The 22,745-nt window shown below is 43.9% G+C and carries 14 protein-coding genes; 6 read left to right on the top strand and 8 right to left on the bottom strand.

Translation table 11 applies throughout. The features are described 5' to 3' along the window. Positions 1-62 precede the first annotated feature (62 nt). The 4 genes from O3626_RS07555 to O3626_RS07540 all read left to right on the top strand — a co-directional run bounded on the left by O3626_RS07555 (position 63) and on the right by O3626_RS07540 (position 8,294). Complete coding sequence (locus tag O3626_RS07555) at positions 63-1,670, top strand: alpha-glucosidase (protein ID WP_371496201.1); 1,608 nt, start codon at positions 63-65, stop codon at positions 1,668-1,670. Between the two features lie 316 nt (positions 1,671-1,986). Further along, positions 1,987-4,236 (top strand): 5-methyltetrahydropteroyltriglutamate--homocysteine S-methyltransferase, encoded by a 2,250-nt coding sequence (gene metE / locus O3626_RS07550; protein ID WP_371496199.1) that lies wholly within the window; start codon positions 1,987-1,989, stop codon positions 4,234-4,236. A 113-nt stretch (positions 4,237-4,349) separates the two neighbouring features. Further along, entirely contained in the window at positions 4,350-5,225 is an 876-nt protein-coding gene (gene metF, locus O3626_RS07545; RefSeq protein ID WP_049490369.1) for a methylenetetrahydrofolate reductase [NAD(P)H], read from the top strand. A 132-nt stretch (positions 5,226-5,357) separates the two neighbouring features. Further along, the gene (locus O3626_RS07540) at positions 5,358-8,294 is read left to right on the top strand and encodes an AAA family ATPase (protein ID WP_371496197.1); all 2,937 of its coding nucleotides are present in this window, start codon (positions 5,358-5,360) and stop codon (positions 8,292-8,294) included. 143 nt (positions 8,295-8,437) lie between these two features. Here the strand turns inward: O3626_RS07540 and hutG are convergent, their stop codons facing one another. From hutG to O3626_RS07500, 8 genes are all read right to left on the bottom strand, one after another. After that, entirely contained in the window at positions 8,438-9,430 is a 993-nt protein-coding gene (hutG, locus tag O3626_RS07535; protein WP_371496195.1) for a formimidoylglutamase, read from the bottom strand. Between the two features lie 84 nt (positions 9,431-9,514). Next, positions 9,515-11,056: a histidine ammonia-lyase gene (gene hutH, locus O3626_RS07530; protein ID WP_342977409.1), complete on the bottom strand. Its 1,542-nt coding sequence runs from the start codon at positions 11,054-11,056 to the stop codon at positions 9,515-9,517. 217 nt (positions 11,057-11,273) lie between these two features. Next, entirely contained in the window at positions 11,274-12,617 is a 1,344-nt protein-coding gene (locus O3626_RS07525) for an APC family permease (RefSeq protein ID WP_371496192.1), read from the bottom strand. Between the two features lie 21 nt (positions 12,618-12,638). Then, the gene (locus tag O3626_RS07520) at positions 12,639-13,217 is read right to left on the bottom strand and encodes a HutD family protein (RefSeq protein WP_371496189.1); all 579 of its coding nucleotides are present in this window, start codon (positions 13,215-13,217) and stop codon (positions 12,639-12,641) included. A 15-nt stretch (positions 13,218-13,232) separates the two neighbouring features. Beyond that, entirely contained in the window at positions 13,233-14,906 is a 1,674-nt protein-coding gene (locus tag O3626_RS07515; RefSeq protein ID WP_315377439.1) for a formate--tetrahydrofolate ligase, read from the bottom strand. A 60-nt stretch (positions 14,907-14,966) separates the two neighbouring features. Beyond that, entirely contained in the window at positions 14,967-15,596 is a 630-nt protein-coding gene (locus tag O3626_RS07510; protein WP_371496187.1) for a cyclodeaminase/cyclohydrolase family protein, read from the bottom strand. Positions 15,597-15,607: 11 nt separating this feature from the next. Further along, complete coding sequence (gene ftcD / locus O3626_RS07505) at positions 15,608-16,507, bottom strand: glutamate formimidoyltransferase (RefSeq protein WP_049515960.1); 900 nt, start codon at positions 16,505-16,507, stop codon at positions 15,608-15,610. 84 nt (positions 16,508-16,591) lie between these two features. Next, positions 16,592-18,622: a urocanate hydratase gene (locus tag O3626_RS07500; protein ID WP_371496185.1), complete on the bottom strand. Its 2,031-nt coding sequence runs from the start codon at positions 18,620-18,622 to the stop codon at positions 16,592-16,594. 199 nt (positions 18,623-18,821) lie between these two features. Between O3626_RS07500 and hutI the strand changes: the two genes are divergently transcribed. Further along, positions 18,822-20,069 carry an imidazolonepropionase gene (gene hutI, locus O3626_RS07495; RefSeq protein ID WP_371496183.1) on the top strand — a complete coding sequence of 416 codons (1,248 nt, stop codon included), beginning with the start codon at positions 18,822-18,824 and terminating at the stop codon, positions 20,067-20,069. A gap of 291 nt (positions 20,070-20,360) precedes the next feature. Further along, complete coding sequence (locus O3626_RS07490) at positions 20,361-22,745, top strand: phosphoketolase (protein WP_371496180.1); 2,385 nt, start codon at positions 20,361-20,363, stop codon at positions 22,743-22,745.

Genomic DNA, 22,745 nt, shown 5'->3' with positions numbered 1-22,745 from the left:
GCAATTTCACCCCTATTTTTGTATGATGAAAATGATTTCACAATCATAAAGGAGAAGAAAAAATGGAACAAAAATGGTGGCATAACGCCGTAATTTACCAAGTTTATCCAAAAAGTTTCAAGGATAGTAATGGCGATGGCATAGGGGATCTCAAGGGGATCACGAGCAAGCTAGACTATCTGGAAAAGCTAGGGATTACAGCCATCTGGCTCTCACCAGTCTACAAGAGTCCCATGGATGATAACGGCTATGACATCTCGGATTACGAGGATATTGCCTCCATCTTTGGTACCATGGAAGATATGGAAGAATTGATCGCAGAAGGTCAGAAACGCAAGATCAAAATCATCATGGACTTGGTGGTCAACCATACCTCTGATGAGCATGCTTGGTTTATCGAGGCGCGTGAAAATCCAGACAGTCCAAAGCGGGATTTCTATATTTGGCGCGATGAGCCCAATGGCATTATTTCTGCTTTTAGTGGCTCTGCTTGGGAGTTCGATGAAGCTTCTGGTCAATACTACCTGCATAACTTTAGTAAGAAGCAACCAGACCTCAACTGGGAAAATGAGGAGCTCCGTCATCAGATCTATGACATGATGAATTTCTGGATTGACAAGGGAATTGGTGGCTTCCGTATGGATGTGATCGATATGATCGGTAAGATCCCAGATCAGGAAATCATCAGCAATGGTCCCATGCTCCATCCTTACTTGAAGGAAATGAATCAAGCGACCTTTGGCGATAAGGATCTGCTCACAGTGGGAGAAACTTGGGGAGCAACTCCAGAGATTGCCAAGCAATACTCCAATCCAAAAAATCAAGAATTGTCCATGGTTTTCCAATTTGAACACATAGGCCTTCAATACCAACCGGGTCAACCAAAGTGGCACTACGCTAAGGAATTGGATGTGCCAAAATTGAAAGAAATTTTCACCAAGTGGCAGACGGAATTAGGAAAAGACGAAGGCTGGAATTCCCTCTTTTGGAACAACCACGATCTCCCACGGATTGTGTCAACTTGGGGGGATGATGGTGACTACCGTGTTAAATCTGCCAAGGCTTTGGCGATTCTGCTTCACTTGATGAAGGGAACTCCGTATATCTATCAAGGGGAAGAAATTGGGATGACCAATTATCCATTTAAGACCCTCGAGGATGTAGAAGATATCGAGTCAATCAACTATGCCCATGAAGCCTTAGAAAAAGGAGTGCCACTCGAAGTGATCATGGATCAGATCCGCCATATTGGTCGGGACAATGCGCGGACACCGATGCAGTGGAATGATGAAGCAGAAGCTGGCTTTACGACAGGTCAACCATGGCTTGCGGTCAACCCAAACTACAAAGAGATCAATGTTGGGGCTGCCCTAGCAGATCCGGACTCCATTTTCTATACCTACCAAGCTCTGGTGGCCTTGAGAAAAGAGCATCCTTGGCTTGTGACGGCTGATTATGAATTGGTGGACGCAGTAGACAAGGTTTTTGCTTACAAGCGGGTAGAAGGAGACCAAGCCTATTTGGTTGTTGTCAATCTTTCAAGCCAAGAGCAAGACTTACCGCTTGTCAATGGGGTTGAAGAGGTTCTCATTGCCAATACCAAGGTGGAGCAAGTCCTCGAATCGGGCAAGTTAGCCCCTTGGGATGCCTTCTGTGTCAAATTAGCCTAATGAAGCAAATGAAAAATTAAGGAACGAACCTCCTTATAAAAGCAGGTCTTTCTCAATAGAGAAGGCCTGTTTTGCTTTTTAGGGGTTGTTCTTCTAGCAGAATCCGCTCAAAATCCTCTCAAAAATGGTTCGGTGATGCATGGGATATAGGAAATATTTATAAGTAGTCCTAGTTTTTGCTTTTGATCTCTGGTCCCAAGGCCTATTAAATCCGTGTTATAGTTTTTGCCTATATCAAAATTCGTGTAAAAGCAATTATACAAGATGGCTATCTTCTGATATGATAGTGTCAATTAGAATTTTTGGAGGACACAACATGTCAACTACAATTATCGGTTTCCCACGTTTGGGTGAATTCCGTGAATTAAAATTTACAACTGAAAAATACTTTAGAAAAGAAATCTCAGCAGACGAGCTCTTGGCAGCTGCCAAAGACTTGCGTGCAAAACACTGGAACATTGTCAAAGAGCAAGGCATCTCAGAGATTCCTTCAAATGACTTCTCACATTACGACAATTTTCTTGATGCAGCCTTCCTTTTCAACGTCGTGCCTGCATCTGTTCAAAACTTGGATTTGACAGACCTTGAACAATACTTTGCTTTGGCGCGTGGTTATCAAGGTGAAAAAGGGGATGTGCGTGCCCTTCCAATGAAAAAATGGTTCAACACGAACTACCATTACATTGTTCCTAAATTTGAAAAAACAACAGAAGTGAAATTGGCAGGTCACAAGATTTTTGATGAGTACCAAGAAGCTAAAGAATTGGGAATCAACACTCGTCCAGTAGTCGTTGGACCCTTCACATTCCTTCAATTATCTGACTTTGAAGATGGTGTGAAAGCGGAAGACTTCGTCGACAGCCTGGTTGCTGCTTACCAAGAAGTCTTTGCAAAATTGGCAGAGCTTGGTGCGACTCGTATCCAACTCGATGAGCCAGCTCTTGTCAAAGATTTGTCAGCTGAAGAAAAAGCCCTCTTCTTGAACCTCTACAACAAACTCTTGGCGGACAAGAAAGGCCTTGAAGTCTTGATTCAAACCTACTTTGGTGATGTTCGTGATGTCTACGCTGACCTTGTGAACTTGCCAGTAGATGGTATTGGTCTTGACTTTGTTGAAGGGAAGAAAACACTTGAATTGGTGAAAGGTGGCTTCCCAGCTGATAAGACCCTTTATGCTGGTATTGTGAATGGGAAAAACATCTGGCGCAACAACTATGAAAAGAGCTTAGAAATCTTGGATCAAGTTCCAGCTGAAAAGGTTGTCTTGACGACTTCTTGCTCCCTTCTTCATGTGCCATTTACAACTGCTAATGAAGAATTTGAACCAGCTATTTTGGACCACTTCGCCTTTGCGGTTGAAAAATTGGGTGAATTGCGTGATTTGGATGCCATCCGCAATGGTCAAGGTGCAGAAGCTCTTGCTGCCAACAAAGAACTCTTTGCAACCGAACGTGTCGGAGCAAATGCTGAACTTCATGCTCGTATCGCAGCGTTGACAGAAGCAGACTACACTCGTTTGCCAGCTTTCGCAGAACGCGAAGAAATCCAAAAAGAATCCTTCAAACTTCCAGCGCTTCCAACAACAACCATCGGTTCATTCCCTCAAACGAAAGAAGTTCGTGCTAAACGTTTGGCCTTCCGTAAGGGTGAATTGACTCAAGAAGAATACGATGCCTTCCTTGCTGAAACAATTGATGAATGGATCAAATGGCAAGAAGAAGTTGGATTTGATGTTCTTGTACACGGTGAATTTGAACGGAACGACATGGTTGAGTACTTCGGTCAAAACTTGTCTGGTTACCTCTTCTCTAAAAACGGTTGGGTACAATCATACGGTATGCGTGGGGTGAAACCACCAATCATCTGGGGAGATGTTACTCGTCTTAACCCAATCACTGTGAAATGGTCTAGCTACGCACAAAGCCGTACAGATAAACCTGTTAAAGGGATGTTGACTGGACCTGTTACCATTCTTAACTGGTCATTCCCACGTGAAGACATCTCTATCAAGGATTCTACTCTTCAAATCGCTCTTGCTATCAAGGATGAAGTTCTTGACCTTGAAGCTGCAGGCGTGAAAATCATCCAAATCGACGAAGCTGCTCTTCGTGAGAAATTGCCACTTCGTCGTAGCGACTGGTACGAAGATTACCTTGACTGGGCGATTCCAGCCTTCCGTTTGGTACACTCAACTGTAGCGCCAGATACACAAATCCACACGCACATGTGTTACTCAGAATTTACAGATATCATCCCAGCGATCGATAACTTGGATGCGGACGTCATCTCATTTGAAGCTAGCCGTTCAAACCTTGAAATCTTGGATGAGTTGAAAGCCAAAAACTTCCAAACAGAAGTTGGACCTGGGGTTTACGATATCCACTCACCACGTGTCCCACAAGACGGTGAAATTGATCACACTATCGAAGCGATCTTGGCCAAAGTACCAAGTGGCAAAGTTTGGATCAACCCTGACTGTGGTTTGAAGACTCGCGGAATTAAAGAAACAAAAGAAAGCTTGATCAAACTAGTTAATGCTGCTAAAGAAGCGCGTGAACACTTGTAAGAAAATGTTTCGAGGACCTTCTATCATCGTGTAGAGGGTTTTCGACTCATCCCTTATCCTAGAAACAGTGGCTCAGAGTTCTTGATCAACGAAACAAAAGAAAAGGATAGAATATGTCACAACACACACCGTCTCTGTCATTTGAAGTTTTTCCTCCAAATCCTGAAGTAGGCAATGCCAAACTCCTCCGGGCCTTGGCAAATATGCAGGAGCTAGCCCCTCACTTTATTAGTGTGACCGCTAGCAATAACAAATACAATATCAAAGAGACGACGGTTGCTTTAGCCAATCATATTCAGAATGAATTGTCTATTCCGACCATTGCCCACTTACCAGCTATCTATCTCAGTAAGGAAAAGGTAGCAGATACCCTTCATGAGTTAGATCAAGTAGGAGTTCACCGTATCTTGGCCCTTCGTGGAGATATTATTCCTGGTGTGGAACCTTTAAAAGACTTTCGTTATGCAACGGACTTGATTGAATTTATTAAAACAGAAGCTCCTCACTTTGATGTGATTGGTGCTTGTTACCCAGAAGGTCACCCAGATTCTCCAAATCAAATTTCAGATATTCAAAATCTGAAAAAGAAAGTGGATGCTGGATGTTCGAGCCTAGTGACTCAACTTTTCTTTGACAATGAGCGTTTCTATGATTTTCAAGATAAGTGTACTTTAGCTGGGATCAATGTTCCTATTCATGCAGGAGTGATGCCGATTCTTAACAGAAACCAGGCCCTTCGTCTCCTCAAAACTTGTGAAAATGTTCATATCCCACGGAAGTTTAAAGCCATTTTAGACAAGTATGAGCATGATCCAGAATCTCTTCGCGCAGCTGGCTTGGCTTATGCAGTCGATCAAATCGTTGATTTGGTTACTCAAGATGTGGCAGGTGTCCATCTTTACACCATGAACAATGAAGATGTCGCTTACCACGTCTACCAAGCAACAAAGGCCTTATTTGCTCATCAACCGAATTTTGAAGTGAATTAATCAACACTTTTAGTAGGAAGTGTAGAGATTGAGAAAGAATAGTTCTCAGTCTCTTTTTATTCGGGTCAATCACTTGCTAAAAACCAACTTTTTTTTTATAGTATTAATATGAAGTTTTTGGAGGCGCTTGCAATGAAAAAAGAGCTTAAGCTGAAATTATTTGGACCCCCTAAGGTTGTTTTTAATCAGAAAGATATTCGTTTTTCTTTTTCGAAGATGGAGGCCTTACTTTATTATTTAGCAGTTATGGGCCAGGTAAACCGTGATGAAATCGCCGGTATTCTTTGGGGAGCTAAGGAAAACCAAGTAGCCCGCAAAAACTTACGGAATACGGTTTACCAAGCCAATAAAATCTTTGAGGGAGATATCATTGTCTCTCCAAACCGGAGCAGTTTGGCTCTTAATCCTGATTTGAGTCTTTCTTTGGATGTCCAGTTCTTTGAAAGAGATCCACTAAGTGCCTTGGATCTATATCGGGGAGACTTTTTAGAGGGCTTCTATGTCAAAGATGATGAAGAATTTGATCAGTGGGCTTCTCGCAAACGGGATGCTTATAGGAAGCTCTACGTCGAAAGCTGCTATCAAAAAATTAAAAAGGTCGGTTTCGGAGATCCTAGTATAGAACTCTTGCTCCATCATTTGGTAGAGCTGGATGAATTTGAAGAGAAAAACTACCAGCTCTTGATGGAGTATTATAGTTTCCATCACCAGTTAGGAAAATTTTTCGAGACCTATTATAAACTTGTCGATTTATTGGATCGCGAGCTCAGTGTGCGTCCCAGTCGAGCGATTGAGGAACTTTATCACTCCGTTTTGGAAGCCAAACGAACTCATAAACTGACGAATCGCTTGAATATCCGTGAACTTTCCTTTTTTGGCCGGAAACAAGAACTCTCACAACTTGAGGAATACCTTTCCTTAGTCGAGACGGGTGAAGCAGTAGGTCCTTTTCTCGTGATGGGACAATCTGGGACAGGTAAGAAACGTCTGTTACGACAGTTGGTCTTGATGTCCAATCGCAGTTTTAACTTTATCAAGGTTGAAGGAAAAGCTACTAGTCAACGCTACGAAGGAAGCACCTGGAATGATCTCAGACAAGCTCTAGAGAAAATGGGGGATGAGATGGGGATTTCCCTTCTGGAAGAGGAGGATGATCTCATTTCGGTATGGAATCAGCTTCAGATCCTTAGCAAAGAAAAACCGCTCCTGATTCTGCTTGAAAATGCCCAGTGGATCGATGCAGTGTCTCTAGAAAAAGTGAAACAACTAGAGGAGAGAAGAAACCAGGAGAAATGGCAACTGATTTTTACAGCTGAAGAGCCTCTGCCAGCTTCTTTCGTCAACTTCTTGGGGAGCTTGAAGGTAGAGAAAAGGCTGTCTCAACTAGAGTTGACCAATTTTGATCCAAGTGAAAGTCGTGCTCTCTTGAAAGGGGAACTGGGAGCAATAGAGCCGGCAGTGATGGAGCAGATGGTCGAATGGAGTGAAGGCAGTCCGTTCTTACTGTCCAGCTATATCGAAGAGTGGAAAGAAAATGAAAATTTAGAACCCTTGCCTGATATCATTCAAGCCTATCTTTCTCAGGAACTTGGGGATATGAGCAGTGAAGAAGAGGCCCTTCTTCACTACCTATCTTGTTTTCATAAGCCAATTTCTCTGTCTATCTTGGCAGAATTGACGGCTACAGAGCTTCCTGTTTTGACTGAATTAATCGAGCCTTTATCTGAAAGAGCGATCGTCTCAATCGTAGAAGAAGACGAGGCTCTCTTGGTTCAATTCTGCAAGCAATTGGTAGCTATGTACTTTTACCATCTTCTTTCGCCAGCTAGACGGCGGCTCTTCCACCAACAAATTGCGCAAAAATTGGAAGAAAGCTTAGAAGATTCGACGGACCTTCTTCTTTATAAGGAAATTGCCTACCAATATAAGCGATCCCAAAATCTTTTGCGTTCCTTATCGTTTGAGTTGACCTACTTAGAAGAAATCCTTCAGCTGGAGCATGAACTGTTTCCGATTTATTCCAAGGTAGATGAGGGGTTCCTATCAGATGGTACAAATAGCCGTTTGGACATTTTTGGAGAGCTATCCCGTATACGCCAAGAATTAGATAATCTCTTTTCAAGGCACCAAAGAGATAGAGAATACAAGCATTTACAACTGCGTTACTTGTACCTAGAAGGTCGCTATTTTATTCGAAGTGGGGAGTATCAAAAGGGGATTCATGATATCCAAAAAGTCATCTCCTATGCGCGGGAACTCAAGCAATCCGACTTCCTCTTAGAGGGTTATCGGCAAATCATTTATTATTGCATTCAAACGGAAAATATCTCTGAGATGGCTTATTATACAGATTTGGCTTTGGAAGATGCCATCCAAGCTAATAATCATGAGGTCATCGCGATCCAGTTGCGTTTGAAAGGCTTGTATCACCTGATGGTTGGGGATGAGGAGCAGGCGACTCGGCATCTGTATCGCTCCATTGATTGCTTTAGTTTGACCAATAGCATGCAGACTAAGTATGCCATTCAAATTGCGGCTTCTTTGGCCTATCTCGCTGAAATCGAGCAAGTGAGAGGCCATTTCCAAGTAGCGGTCACCCACTTAGAAGAGGTTCTGCGTTTGGTGGGAGATCAAGCTGTTGATTCTGTCCGTGTCGTCTTTGATATTGATCTTGGGATCGCCTATTATTGGAAGGGAGATTTGATTCAAGCTCGCCTCTGTTTTGACAGAGCTCAGAAGATTTTGTCCAGTGTTCGTTTCCCTTGGAAGGAAGAATTGCTCGAATTTTACCAATCCTTGATTGCTTGTCAGCAAGGGGATCAGGAGAAGGTTGCGGATTATCTGGCTCGAAAAGAAAGGACGATGAAACAATCTGCCAATTCTCGGGATAAGGGAATGGTTCATTATCTATTAGCTTACTTATCTGATCAAAAGGGGAAAGGAGAAGAGCTCGCTCCTGCCTTGAGTACCTTCTTGAAAGAAGATAAGAATTACTACAAGAAGGTAGCAGAGCAACACTTGAATCCTTACAGAGATCGTCAGTTTCTTAAGAAATTAAAAGACCTGTAGTGTCTCTTGTCTAAATCATAAGAGAAGGCTAAGTGGCCTGTCCTCTTTTCAGGCAAAAATCGTTGTGTCTGAAAATGAAGAAAAAGCATAGAAATACCCTAGTAATGGGTGTTTCTATGCTTTTTATGTGTGTAGAAATCTTCCTAGTTCAGTTTTTGTTGCGCCAATATTTGGGTCAAGTAAAAGATAAAGGTCGCAGCAAGGTTTGAAGTATGGTTGTCAATGTCATGAGGAGGAGAAACTTCCACGACATCAAATCCGACTAGTTTGCCACTGGCAGCAATGTGTTGGAGAAGCAGGAGGGCTAGTTTAGGATCGACACCAAGTGATTGGATGGCACTAACACCAGGAGCAGAGCCGACCGCAAAGCAATCCATATCAATAGACAGATAGATCGCGGTTTGGTTTTCTAAAAATTGATCGATTCGATCAAGAATGGCTTGGTGACTCATCTGGAAGAGATCTTGGCCAGTTAAGAAATCAATGCTTGGTGTTTTAGCGACATAATTAAAGAGGAAGAGGTTGTTATTGTGTTCTTGGATCCCAAGGATGAGGTAAGGGAAGTCCTGACCTTTTTCTTTGGCGTGATCAGCCATTTGACGAAATCCCGTTCCAGAATTGGGCCCGGTTTGGTCGTAAGGACGCAGATCAAAATGGGCATCCAGATTGATCACAGCCAGTTGTTCATCCTTTTTCAAGCTCGATTGGATCCCTAGGTAGTGGCCGTAAGCAGTTCCGTGACCGCCTCCTAGGACGATGGGTTGGATTCCTAATTGGTACATGCGCTGGATCGCTTGTGAGAGACTTTCTTGGAGTTCTTCTAGCGAATGGTTGGGCCCGTCGATATTTCCCACATCATACACTGTTACATTGGTTCCCCAGTGCCATGGAAGTTTAGCGATTTGAGAACGGATAGCTGTAGGACCCTCGACCGCTCCTACGCGCCCATTGTTGATATAGACTCCTTTGTCGCTCTTAAAGCCGATGATCCCAAAGGTCATCCCCTCAAATGGAGTGAGGGTCTCATCGTTTAGGTCTAAAAATTTGGTGACCATTCCCCATTTGGCAGTGTAGGGATTGTCCTCGATGCTACCTTGGTAGTAGCTATAGGTCATTGGATAGTAGTTTGTGAGCAAGGTCGTTGCCTCCCTTATATTTTTTGAAAGCATGCAGAGGCTGAGAAAATCGCCAGCCTCTGTTTTTGTTATATCTTTACTGTATCAGTATTGAATGCTTAAGTCAACTACTTTTTCGATAGTTGCTAAGAATTCTTCACTTTCGACAACAGCAGATGCCTTATTGAGTTCTTCAAAGATTTCGATGTCTTTGTCAAATTCAATGAAGGAAACCTTGTTGCGGATCAGGTCATAGGCAGGTTTTGTACCTTTACCAAGTTCATGATTTTCTGGTTTGAGATCCAAGGCTTGGCAGGCTGCCATGATTTCAGTAGCAACGATGCGACGGGAGTTCTTAAGAATTTCAGCCGCTTTACGAGCTGCTGTTGTTCCCATGCTGACGAAGTCTTCTTGGTTTTCACAAGATGGGATAGAATCGACGCTAGCTGGGTGAGACAAGATTTTGTTTTCAGATGCAAGGGATGCACACGCATACTGGGTAATCATGAAGCCTGAGTTGAGTCCAGGGTGTTTAACCAAGAAGGATGGTAATTTACTAAGCTGGCTGTTGACCAAGCGTTCCACCCGACGTTCAGATACGTTTCCGATTTCAGAAAGGGCGATCCCTAGGAAGTCAAATGGTTGTGCCATTGGTTCTCCGTGGAAGTTCCCGCCGGAGATGACGTGGCCTTCTTTAGTAATAATTGGATTATCTGTCACAGAGTTGATTTCGATTTCAACTTTTTCTTTTACATAAGCAATAGAATCCTTGCTAGCTCCATGGATTTGAGGGATACAACGGAGTGTGTAAGGGTCTTGGACCCGTTGTTGGGTTGCTACCGTTGTGTTCTTGCTTCCTTCAAGGAGGTTGCGGATATTGCGAGCGGTTGCCAATTGTCCACTTTGAGGACGGATGGTATGAAGGTCTTCTTCAAATGGACTGGTAATCCCATTGTGGACTTCCATTGAGAGAGCACCAGCGATATCAGAGAGTTTGAGCAATTGGATACCATCATAAGTCGCAAGAGCTCCGATACCGGTTAGAACGGTTGTACCATTGATCAAGGCAAGCCCTTCTTTGGCAGCCAATTGGATTTTTTCAATACCAGCTTGGTCGAGAGCTTCTTGACCGCTTAAGAGTTGCCCCTTGTAGTAGGCCTGTCCAAGTCCCAACATTGGTAAAACCATGTGAGATAGAGGAGCGAGGTCTCCAGAAGCTCCGAGAGAGCCTTTTTCAGGAATATAAGGAGTGACTCCTTTATTAAGTAATTCTAACAGCTTTTCAACAGTTGACAAACGAATGCCAGAATAGCCTTTCAAGAGCGAGTTGATACGGATCAGCATGATGGCACGAACGGCATCTTCAGGAAGTGGATCACCGAAGCCAGATGAGTGTGTTCGGATCAAGTTTTCTTGCAGTTGAACTGTATCTTCTGGAGAAATGCTGACATTACAGAGGGAACCAAAGCCAGTGGTCACACCATAGACAACTCGTTTTTCACGGACGATATCATCGACAATTTTACGGGATGCGACGACAGCTTCTTTTGCTTGTTCGTCAAGCTCACATTGGGCACCATGGCGAGCGACAGCGATGACGTCTTCGAGTGTTAAGCTATTGCCGTCTAAATGAATCAATTGAGTCATATAAAACCTCCGATTATGAATAATTGTTCTGTGGAAGTAGATGTGTATACTTCAGTTTGAATACCAAACATGAGCCCATTGTCTATTGATCTTAAGAAGTTTGAGAAGAGTCTTAGAGAAAAGGGCTCAGGTTTGACATTCGTGGAGTCTTAGATGGGTTAGGGAGCAAAACCGAGCTTCGCTCCCGTCTACGTTCCCATCTACTGTGTAAAGAAAATTAGTGAGGAAGGGTTTTCGATTTATGTAGTTTATCGCCGTGGAAAACAAAGTAAAGTCCACTTGCAATCACGAGACCGATGGCCCCCCAGACAAAGTTCATTAGGTTGTCCCCTGCGATCATCAAGATACTGATCACAACAGCTAGAACAGGGATAACAGGACCAAATGGTACTCGGAAGGTAACCTTTTTGTCGGGGTACATTTTTCTGAGTTTGATGGCTGCCAAAGCAGTTGGAATGTATTGGAAGAAACGGAAGACAACACTAAAGGTTGCTAATGATTCGAAAGAGCCAGATAACAAGAGTAAGAAGGCGAAGATACCAGAAATGATAATAGCAATGACAGGAGCATTCTTAGAGTTTGTTTTTCCAAGACCCTCTGGCAAGAGTTTTTCAGTTGCTAATGCGGCACCAAAACGAGGGACCATGATGGATTCACCAATGTTTAGACCGGCAATTGAAATGAGGGCTCCGTAAGAAACGAGTGGAGCTCCGATAGGGCCAATCATTTCGACAAATGCGTCTTGTACCGGTGCACCGGTTTGCATAATGCGACCACCAAGCATGGCGATTGTTCCAGCGATGATCAACATGTAGAGAACAGATACAATACTGATAGAACCTAGAATAGCGCGAGGAACGTTCTTTTCAGGGTTGCGCATTTCCCCTGCAACGATAGACATGGTTTCAAATCCGATGAAACCGTAGAAGATGTAGACGGCTGTACTAGAAATAGAGCTGAAGAGACTTGTTCCACTTTCCAATTGAAGGAAAGGTGTGAAGTTGCCCTTGCTTACCCCGCCAGAAATGAAGAAGATGGCAAAGAGCGAGAAGAGGACAATTGGAATTAATTTTGCAACAGTAGCTGTCAGAGTGAACATCTTAGAGGTTTTCAGACCGGCGATGTTCATCAGACTCAAGAGAATCAGCATACCGATACTGATCGGAAGGTTGTAGCCTTCAAATGCTGGGAAGGTAATGATGAAGATCTTAGCAAAGCCGGCTAACATGGCAGCCCAGGCAATAATAGTAACGGCCCAACCGAGAATCCCAACGTTAAAGCCAACGAAGTCTCCAAAAGCGGCTTTTGAGTATTGCATAGCTCCACCGTTTTTATCGAAGTAGCCAGCCGTTTCAGCTAGACAGGCTGATAGTAGCATGACAAGAATAGCTACTCCGAACATGACAGCTAGAGAGGCTGGTCCGAGGCCAGAATATATTTTTTGAGGGAGGAGGAAGATACCAGATCCGATTACGGCGTTGATACCGTATAGAGTGGCACCACTAAAGCTGAATTTCGCTTTTTCTTGTTCCTCAATCGACTGTTTATGTGCTCCGTTCATAATGTTTCTCCTTTGTGAACATTATTGTAGTCCAGTCCAGATAGCAATCGGTTGCTCCCCAGACTGATGGGGTAAAAACGTGATTGTCATCTCTTGAAGGGGAGATGGTTGTTCGATCACCAGGAGCTCGTGAGTTTGGAGGATTTGAGAATGATTTGTTCCCCATTTTAGTGTTAGCGGACAGAGAGCATAGATCAATTGATAGCGACTCTGACTTTTGACACTCTTTTTTGGGGATATAGCACTCATATGCCCCTGATAAGTAGGTTTGTAGATCAAATTAAAGTCTTGACAAGTCCCTTGGCTAGATACAGGATCTCCCCCATCAAAGAAGTAGCTTTGAAAGGGGTTCAAAACCACTTCTTTCTGTTGATGGTTGAGTCGAATGGAGGCATTCAAGGGCATCAAGATTCGGTGGTAGCCAGTGAGATCGGTAAAGTTACTTTTTTCAACCTCTACCGTTGCAGTGGAGAGGCGGAAGTCAAATGTCCGATCTAGATAGCTTCCTCCCTCTGGGGAGAGAAAGAGTTGGGTGGTTTGGCCACCGGACCAGGTAGAAATTTGATAATCTGCGGGGGTAAGATGAAGGATAGTCACCATAGGACGCCTTCTTTCTTAAAAGAGACCAGTGATATTGCCGTGGGCATCGATATCAATCTTTTCACTGGCAGGTACTTTTGGTAGGCCAGGCATGGTCATGATGGTACCCGTGAGAGCTACAATGAAGCCAGCTCCCGCAGCTACCTTGAGATTGCTGATGTTAACAGTAAAATCTTTTGGTGCTCCCATTTTCTTGGCATCATCTGAGAAGGAATATTGCGTTTTGGCCATACAGATTGGGTAGTTTGAGAAGCCAAGAGCTTCCAATTCTTTGAGTTCGCGTTTGGCTGCTGGTGTTAAGCTAATACCTTTACCACCATAGACTTTTGTGACAATCTTGGTTAATTTTGTTTCGATGCTGTCTTCTTGGTCATAGACATAAGAGAAGTGGTTTTCTTCTTGAGCTAGTTGAATGACTTTTTCAGCTAGATCGCGTCCACCAGCACCACCATGTGCCCAGACATCCGAAATGACAACATCTACATTGCGTTTCTTACAAGATTCATAGACAGCTTCTAGCTCTGCCTCTGTATCCAGTGGGAATTTGTTAATGGCAACGACCACAGGTAGGCCATAGACTTCTTGGATGTTGGCCAAGTGTTTGTCTAGGTTTGGCAGACCATCGATAACAGCTTGGACATTTTCAGTAGCCAAGTCCGCTTTGGCAACTCCACCATGCATCTTGAGGGCTCGGATGGTTGCGACGAGGACTACGGCAGAAGGTTTGAGTCCGGCAATGCGGCACTTGATATCAATGAATTTTTCAGCGCCTAAGTCTGCTCCAAAACCAGCTTCTGTCACAACATAGTCTGCATATTTGAGAGCTAGTTTAGTAGCCAGCACACTGTTACAGCCATGAGCAATATTGGCAAAAGGTCCGCCGTGGATGATAGCAGGAGTATGTTCTAAGGTTTGTACCAAGTTTGGATGGATGGCATCTTTTAGGACGGCTGCCATAGCACCTCCAGCCTTGAGGTCTTTAGCTGTGACTGGTTGTCCTTGGTAGTTGTACCCAATAATGATGCGATCGAGGCGTTCTTTGAGGTCAAGGATATTTTCTGAGAGACAGAGAATAGCCATGATTTCAGAAGCCACTGTGATGTCAAAGCCATCTTCACGAGGAACCCCGTTTGTTTTTCCTTGAAGGCCATCGACAATATGGCGGAGTTGACGGTCGTTCATGTCGACCACCCGTTTCCAGGTGATGCGACGAGAATCGATGCCCAACTCATTTCCATGGTGAATGTGGTTGTCAATCAAAGCTGCAAGCAGGTTATTGGCAATCCCAATGGCATGGAAGTCTCCGGTAAAGTGAAGGTTGATATCTTCCATTGGAACCACTTGGGCGTATCCACCACCGGCAGCTCCACCCTTGATCCCAAAGACAGGGCCAAGAGAAGGTTCGCGCAGAGCAATGACGGCTTTTTCACCAATAGCTGAGAGGGCATCGACTAAGCCGACAGAGGTGGTTGTCTTTCCTTCTCCAGCAGGTGTCGGAGAGATGGCTGTCACGAGGATCAGCTTTCCATCTTCCTTATCCTTGAGTTGTTCCAGTTGGTTGCTATCGATTTTGGCCTTGTATTTTCCGTAGAGCGAAATGTCGTCTTCGGTCAATCCAAGTTCAGCAGCGATATCGGTGATGGGCTTCATTTGGACAGAATTGGCAATTTCAATATCCGATAAAACCATAGAATCCCTTCTTTCTTTATATTTGTTTGCTAGGTTTAAGATAATATTTGTTTGCTAGGTTTAAGATAGACTTTCTAAAATGGTTTGGTAAATGTTGTCTGCAAGATCAGAGCCTGTTTGGAGGAGTTCGAGACCCTTGCCGTGGTATTCTTGGACAAAGTCTTGGTCCTTGATTCCTGAAATGTTGATCAGGACGTTGAGCCAAGCCCCTTGAAGGCCAGCTTTGAGATTCAGAGCAGCCACCCCTAAGTCACTCGCCGCATTGGTGTTGGACTTGCCAACAGCTTCTTTGGTGGTTTCAAGCGCCTCAACGATGAGCTCCATCATAGAGAAAGGAGATTCAGTTGCCTGTTTCAAAGCTTTTTGCATGGCTTCACGACGAGCGGCTTTCTCTTCTTCCGTTTCTTTTGGAAGATCAAATACAGCTGATACGACGTTGAAAGCTTCTGTATCTTTGTCAATGGCTTCTAGTAATTTGTCTTGGAGGTGGGCACTTTTTTCGTGAACCCCTTTGATGTGGTCTTCAAATTCAGCGTATTTTTTCTTACCAATGGTCAGTTCACAGACCATTTTTGTAAGGGAAATCCCATTCGCAGCAGATAGGGCAGCAGCAGAACCACCACCTGGAGCTGGAGCATCTGAACCAAGGACCTTGGCAAACTCTGTAATACTTAAGTCAACTAGTTTCATAGATCCCCTTTCTAACCTAACAAGTGATTTTCCAAGACTTGTTTGCTGTAGTCAAAGTCTTCTAATTGCAAGTAGTATTCAGCTGAGTCGATCAAAGCTTTAGCAGGAGCCAGTCCAATGAGTTCTGTTCCGATGATTCGAACCCCATAGCGTTGTGCTTCGAAACGAACGGTTTCAACGACACGATACAATGGGAATTGTTCCAAGTTGACCATGTTGATAGAGACTTGGGCGATGTTACGATCTTCTAGCATGACACCGATCGCTTTACAGTATTTGTATCCACCGCTTGATCCACGAATGATTTTAGAAATTTTATTGGCAATATCTAGGTCGTCTGTGTCAAGGTTAATATTGAAAGCAACGAGTGGCATACGGACACCAACGGCTGTAACCCCTGCAGTTGGGTGAATCTTGCGTTCGCCGTAGTCTGGCTTCCAGTCTTCTTCCAACAATTTTTCTGGCATTCCTTCAAATTGTCCTTTGCGCACTTTAGCCAAGTTTTTCCGTTCTGGACGAGTTGCGGCATCTTCGTAAAGGAAGATTGGAATACCTAATTCGCGATTGATGCGTTCGGCCACTTTATTAGCGATTTCAACGCATTCAGCTGTAGTGATATCTTTGACCGGAACGAATGGACAAACGTCTGTTGCCCCCATACGAGGGTGTTCGCCTTCGTGCTTGGTCATATCGATATTTTCAGATGCATATTTCACCAATTGGAAAGCTACTTCTTGAATGCTTTCTTCATCCCCAACGAGTGTAAAGACGCTGCGGTTATGACTAGCATCAGACGAGTAGTCGAGTAAAGTGACACCTGGGATGCTTTTTGCTGTGGCTACCAATCCGTCGATCACAGCCTGATTGCGTCCTTCAGAAAAGTTCGGAATACACTCAACAATTTTTGCCATATAATTACCTCTTTTTATAGGAGAAGTGGGGAGGAGGAGTCTTTTGCATTTTCCTCCCCTTTCTCAGATTTTTATTTTTTGATGTTAAAACAATTTTTGAACCGCATCTTTGACCAAATCTTCGTCTGCAAGATAAGGAATAGTGATGTGGTCTGTTCCTGCATGGAGACGGTTGTATTCGATCGCTGTTTCAATAGCATGATCGTTCCGTGCCCAGTTCCGACGAGCAACCCCGCCCATGGTATCCCATGAAATCGCAGATTTGATAATTTCATCGATTCGGTGACTACCGTCTAGAACGAGACCGAATCCTCCGTTGATAGCTTTACCGATACCAGTACCACCACCATTGTGGAGAGCAACAAGACTCATACCGCGAGCAGCGTTACCGGCGTAACATTGAACCGCCATATCACAAGTAACGTTTGATCCATCTTTGATGTTTGATGTTTCACGGAATGGAGCATCTGTACCAGATACGTCGTGGTGGTCACGTCCGATCATGACCGGTCCAATCTTGCCTTGGCGAATGAGTTCATTGAATTTCAAAGCAATGTTGACACGACCCATACAATCTTGATAGAGGATACGAGCTTGTGTACCCACTACCAATTGGTTCTTTTCAGCATCGCGAATCCAGTTGTAGTTATCGCGGTCTTGGTAGCGACGAGTTGGATCGATCGCTTCCATTGCTGCGTGGTCAGTTGCAATCAAGTCTTCGTGTTTACCGCTGAGGCAGACCCAACGGAATGGACCATAACCATAGTCAAAGAGCATAGGTCCCATGATATCTTCTACATAAGATGGCCAAATGAAGCCGTCTTTGTCATCCAAACCATTCTTAGAAATTTCCTTGATCCCTGAGTCGTAAACAGATTTCATGAAGGCATTACCATAGTCGAAGAAGTAGGTGCCTTTAGCCGTCAAATCTTTAATCACTGCGAAGTGACGAGCCAAGGTTTCATCGACCAAACGATGGAAGGTTTCTTTGTCTTCTGCCAACAAACGTGTCCGTTCTTCAAAGCTGATACCAACTGGGCAATAGCCACCATCATAGACGTTGTGGCAAGAGGTTTGGTCAGACAAGAGATGAACGTGAACTTGGTGTTCATTGACATATTCAAGCAAGTCTACGATATTACCATGGTAGGCAATCGAAGTTGATTCACCAGCTTCCAGTGCTGCTTGAGCTAATTTTACAGCTTCTTCCGCACTGTCGGTCACTTGACTAATCCAGCCTTGAGAGTGGCGCGTTTCGATCCGAGAGCGGTCGACTTCAGCGACAATGGCAACCGCTTTTGCAATTTCAGCTGCTTTCCCTTGAGCGCCACTCATCCCACCGAGACCAGATGAAATAAAGAGTTTACCAGTTAAGTCGCCATCATCAGCCACACCGAGTTTAAGACGACCAGCATTGAGAAGGGTGTTAAAGGTACCGTGAACGATCCCTTGAGGTCCGATGTACATCCAGCCACCAGCCGTCATTTGACCGTAGTTGGTAACGCCCATTTCTTCAGCGATTTCCCAGTCGTGCATATTGTCATACTCACCAATCAAGAGACCGTTAGTAATGACGACGCGAGGAGCTTCTGGTTTCGATTTAAAGAGGCCAAGAGGGTGACCAGATTCAACGACCAAGGTTTGGTCTTCTGTCATCACTTCCAAGTATTTCTTGATCAAGTTGTATTGCATCCAGTTGGCACAGACAGATCCTGTTTCTCCATAAGTAACCAATTCATAAGGATAAAGGGCAATCTCAAAGCTCAAGTTGTTGTCAATCATGACTTGCATAGCCTTAGCAGCAGTGCATTTTCCTTTGTACTCATCAATTGGTTTTCCATAGATGCGATCTTTTGGACGGAAGCGATAGCCATAGATCCGACCGCGAGTTTTCAGTTCTTCTAGGAATTCTGGGATCAACTCTTGGTGGAATTTTTTAGGAATGTAACGCAAAGCATTTTTAAGGGCAATTTCGGTCTGAGCCTGCGTTAAGCGGAAGCCTCTATCCGGTGCACGACGAATGCCTTCTTGAAAAGTCGCCTTTTCAGGTAGGACATCAAAGTCAAGTTTGACAGACATAGCAGCTGCAATTTCTTTCTCGTCTATAAATGACATAGCAGAACCCTCCTTATAGTTGGACTGTGAATTTGTATTTTCTTTATTGTATCCAAGAAACGTCAATAAAGAGTCAAAAAAAAATATAATTTTTAATAAAGCAAAAAAAAATGAGAGGAAAACTTTTTGACTTTTTTTTGACGCTTTTTCTGTAGAATTGTAAAATGAATAACGATGGAAATAGAAAGGAATGTTTCATATGTCAGCTGATATCCTATTAACCCACTTTTACCAATTGTTTTGTCCAAATGATCTGGGTCATCCTCTCTATGGGAAGGAGATGACAGAGGCAAAAATTCTTTCAGATGCTTATATCGCCATTAAAGATGGAAAGATTCTTTCAGTTGGGACAGGGCAACCAGCCCCAGAACTGATCGATGACCATACAGAAGTAAAATCCTGTGAAGGAAAAGTTGCGACCCCTGGCCTGATTGATTGCCACACCCACTTAGTCTATGGAGGCAGTCGGGAGCATGAATTTGCTAAAAAATTAGCAGGTGTTTCTTACTTAGACATCCTCGCCCAAGGCGGAGGGATTCTAAGCACCGTTCGGGCGACACGGGAAGCTTCTTTTGACACCCTCTATGACAAGTCCAAACGACTGTTGGACTACATGTTGCGCCATGGGGTGACAACCGTTGAAGCGAAAAGCGGTTACGGTTTGGATTGGGAAACTGAAAAACGCCAGTTGGATGTTGTCGCTGCACTGGATCGGGATCATCAAATAGACTTGGTATCTACCTTTATGGCAGCCCATGCGATTCCTACAGAGTACAAGGGCCGTTCCCAAGAATATTTAGATCTTATTGTGGAACAAATGCTTCCGAAAGTGAAAGAAGGACAGTTAGCTGAGTTCTGTGATATCTTCTGTGAAAAAGGGGTCTTTACAGCAGATGAATCTCGCTATCTTCTTTCGAAAGCTAAGGAAATGGGCTTCAAGTTACGGATCCATGCGGATGAAATTGAGTCTATTGGAGGTGTTGACGTAGCGGCTGAATTGCAATCCACCAGCGCAGAACACCTGATGGTGATTACCGATGAAGGCATTCAAAAACTAGCTGCAGCAAAAGTTATCGGCAATCTCTTGCCTGCTACAACCTTCAGCCTCATGGAAGATACCTATGCACCGGCTCGTAAGATGTTGGACGCTGGCATGGCCATTACCCTAACAACGGACAGCAACCCAGGGTCTTGTCCAACAGCCAATCTTCAGTTTGCCATGCATCTGGGTTGCTTCATGATGCGCCTAACTCCAGTAGAAATTCTCAATGCGGTGACCATCAATGCAGCCTATTCAGTTGATCGTGCTAAAACAATCGGCTCTTTCGATGTTGGCAAACAGGCTGACATTACCATCTTTGATGCACCAAATCTAGATTATCTCTTCTATTTCTTTGCGACAAATCTCGTGACAGATGTCTACAAGAAAGGTCAAAAAGTCATTTAACCGACTCCATTTCATTTGGGACTTTGCTGGTTTGTAAAAATCAGCGAAGTCTTTTTTTAAAACGTATCCCTGTAGGGAATAGGACCACTTTAGTGGGAAATTAAAATTTGACGTTCAAAGAATATTTTTCTTACTTTCTGATGTACAAAAAGGGAAATTCTTGATAAAATAGAGGTAATATTGAATATTTTCTTCAATATCATCTGTTTGACGTGAAAACAGATTGTTTAAACTATTGATCAAACGAACAGGTTGTTCAACAGACCTGTCTAGAAATTGTGAGGAGACAAGATGACTGTCGATTATAACAGCAAAGCTTACTTGGATAAAGTAGACGCTTGGTGGCGTGCAGCCAACTACATTTCAGCTGCTCAAATGTACTTGAAAGATAACCCATTGTTGAAGCGCGAAGTCGTTGAAAATGACTTGAAAGCTCACCCAATCGGACACTGGGGAACTGTACCAGGGCAAAACTTTATCTATGCTCACTTGAACCGTGCCATCAACAAATACGACTTGGATATGTTCTATATTGAAGGACCTGGTCACGGTGGACAAGTAATGGTATCGAACTCATACTTAGATGGTTCTTATACTGAATTAAATCCAAACATCCCACAAAATGAAGAAGGTTTCAAACACTTGTGTAAGATCTTCTCATTCCCAGGAGGAATCGCTTCTCACGCGGCGCCTGAAACACCAGGATCTATCCACGAAGGTGGAGAACTTGGTTATGCCCTTTCTCACGCTGCAGGTGCTGTATTGGATAATCCAGATGTGATTGCTGCTACAGTTATCGGTGACGGTGAAGGAGAAACAGGTCCATTGATGGCAGGATGGTTGTCAAATACCTTCTTGAACCCAGTCAACGATGGGGCTATCCTTCCAATCTTCTACCTCAATGGTGGGAAGATCCACAACCCAACCATCTTCGAGCGCAAAACAGACGAAGAATTGGCCCTCTTCTTTGAAGGTCTTGGTTGGAAACCAATCTTTGCGAATGTTACTGCAATTTCAGAAGACCACGAAGCTGCACACGCTTTGTTTGCTGAAAAATTGGACGAAGCAATTGAAGAAATCAAGAAAGTCCAAGCAGAAGCTCGTAAAGGTTCTGCTGAAGAAGCAACTCAACCAGTATACCCTGTCTTGATTGCTCGTATTCCTAAAGGTTGGACTGGTCCAAAAGCATGGGAAGGAACACCAATCGAAGGTGGATTCCGTGCGCACCAAGTGCCAATCCCAGTAGATGCTCACCACATGGAGCATGTTGATGCCCTTCTTTCATGGTTGGAATCTTACCGTCCAGCTGAATTGTTCGACGAAACTGGTAAACTAGTTCCTGAAATTGCGGAAATTGCACCAAAAGGTGACCGTCGCATGGCGATGAACCCAATCACAAATGCTGGTGTGATCAAACCAATGAACACAGCTGATTGGAAGAAACATGCCCTTCAATTCAACACACCAGGTGAAATCATGGCTCAAGACATGATCGAATTTGGTAAGTATGCGGCAGACTTGGTAGATGCGAACCCAGATAACTTCCGTATCTTTGGTCCAGACGAAACCAAATCAAACCGTCTTCAAGAAGTCTTCACTCGTACAAGCCGTCAATGGTTAGGACGTATGAAACCAGACTACGATGAAGCCTTGAGCCCTGCTGGTCGTGTCATTGACTCTCAATTGTCAGAGCACCAAGCAGAAGGTATGCTTGAAGGATATGTCTTGACAGGTCGTCATGGATTCTTCGCTTCTTACGAATCCTTCCTTCGTGTTGTAGATTCTATGATCACTCAACACTTCAAATGGTTGCGTAAGTCTAAGACCCATACAACATGGCGTAAAAACTACCCAGCCTTGAACTTGATTGCAACTTCAACTGTCTTCCAACAAGACCACAATGGTTACACTCACCAAGATCCAGGTATCTTGACTCACTTGGCTGAGAAAACTCCTGAATACATCCGTGAGTACTTGCCAGCAGATACCAATAGCTTGCTTGCAGTGATGGATGAAGCCTTCAAGGGAGAAGATGTGATCAACTTGATTGTTTCTTCTAAACACCCACGTCCTCAATTCTATTCAGCAGCTGAAGCAGAAGAATTGGTTCGTGAAGGATACAAGGTGATCGATTGGGCATCAACTGTTTCAGCAGATGAAGAGCCAGATCTTGTTATTGCCGCTGCAGGTACAGAGCCAAACTTAGAAGCTCTTGCAGCCATCACAATCTTGCACAAGGCCTTCCCAGAATTGAAGATCCGCTTTGTTAACGTTATCGATATCTTGAAATTGCGTCACCCATCCGTTGATGCGCGTGGACTTTCAGATGAAGAGTTCGACAAAGTCTTCACAACTGATAAACCAGTCATCTTTGCCTTCCATGGTTACGAAGGCATGATTCGTGATATCTTCTTCAACCGTCACAACCATAACCTTCGTGTACATGGTTACCGTGAAAACGGAGATATCACCACACCATTTGATATGCGTGTGATGTCTGAGTTGGATCGCTTCCACTTGGCACAAGATGCAGCTAATGCAGCTCTTGGACCAGAAGCAGCTGAATTCGCAGCTCAAATGGACGAAACAATCGCCTTCCACCATGACTACATCCGTGAAAACGGAGACGACATTCCAGAAGTTCAAAACTGGAAATGGGAAAACGTGAATAAATAA

Origin of the sequence: Streptococcus sp. 20925_1_77, assembly GCF_041432125.1 — a bacterium.
Taxonomy (GTDB): domain Bacteria; phylum Bacillota; class Bacilli; order Lactobacillales; family Streptococcaceae; genus Streptococcus.
Note: the sequence above shows the minus strand (reverse complement) of the source record. Positions and strands in the feature narration are given on the sequence as shown.

Excerpts from the sequence above, each read along its gene's own strand:
- O3626_RS07555 (WP_371496201.1), top strand. The coding sequence starts at position 63 with ATGGAACAAAAATGGTGGCATAACGCCGTAATTTACCAAGTTTATCCA.
- metE (WP_371496199.1), top strand. The coding sequence starts at position 1,987 with ATGTCAACTACAATTATCGGTTTCCCACGTTTGGGTGAATTCCGTGAA.
- metF (WP_049490369.1), top strand. The coding sequence starts at position 4,350 with ATGTCACAACACACACCGTCTCTGTCATTTGAAGTTTTTCCTCCAAAT.
- O3626_RS07540 (WP_371496197.1), top strand. The coding sequence starts at position 5,358 with ATGAAAAAAGAGCTTAAGCTGAAATTATTTGGACCCCCTAAGGTTGTT.
- hutH (WP_342977409.1), bottom strand. The coding sequence starts at position 11,056 with ATGACTCAATTGATTCATTTAGACGGCAATAGCTTAACACTCGAAGAC.
- O3626_RS07525 (WP_371496192.1), bottom strand. The coding sequence starts at position 12,617 with ATGAACGGAGCACATAAACAGTCGATTGAGGAACAAGAAAAAGCGAAA.
- O3626_RS07520 (WP_371496189.1), bottom strand. The coding sequence starts at position 13,217 with ATGGTGACTATCCTTCATCTTACCCCCGCAGATTATCAAATTTCTACC.
- O3626_RS07515 (WP_315377439.1), bottom strand. The coding sequence starts at position 14,906 with ATGGTTTTATCGGATATTGAAATTGCCAATTCTGTCCAAATGAAGCCC.
- O3626_RS07510 (WP_371496187.1), bottom strand. The coding sequence starts at position 15,596 with ATGAAACTAGTTGACTTAAGTATTACAGAGTTTGCCAAGGTCCTTGGT.
- ftcD (WP_049515960.1), bottom strand. The coding sequence starts at position 16,507 with ATGGCAAAAATTGTTGAGTGTATTCCGAACTTTTCTGAAGGACGCAAT.
- O3626_RS07500 (WP_371496185.1), bottom strand. The coding sequence starts at position 18,622 with ATGTCATTTATAGACGAGAAAGAAATTGCAGCTGCTATGTCTGTCAAA.
- hutI (WP_371496183.1), top strand. The coding sequence starts at position 18,822 with ATGTCAGCTGATATCCTATTAACCCACTTTTACCAATTGTTTTGTCCA.
- O3626_RS07490 (WP_371496180.1), top strand. The coding sequence starts at position 20,361 with ATGACTGTCGATTATAACAGCAAAGCTTACTTGGATAAAGTAGACGCT.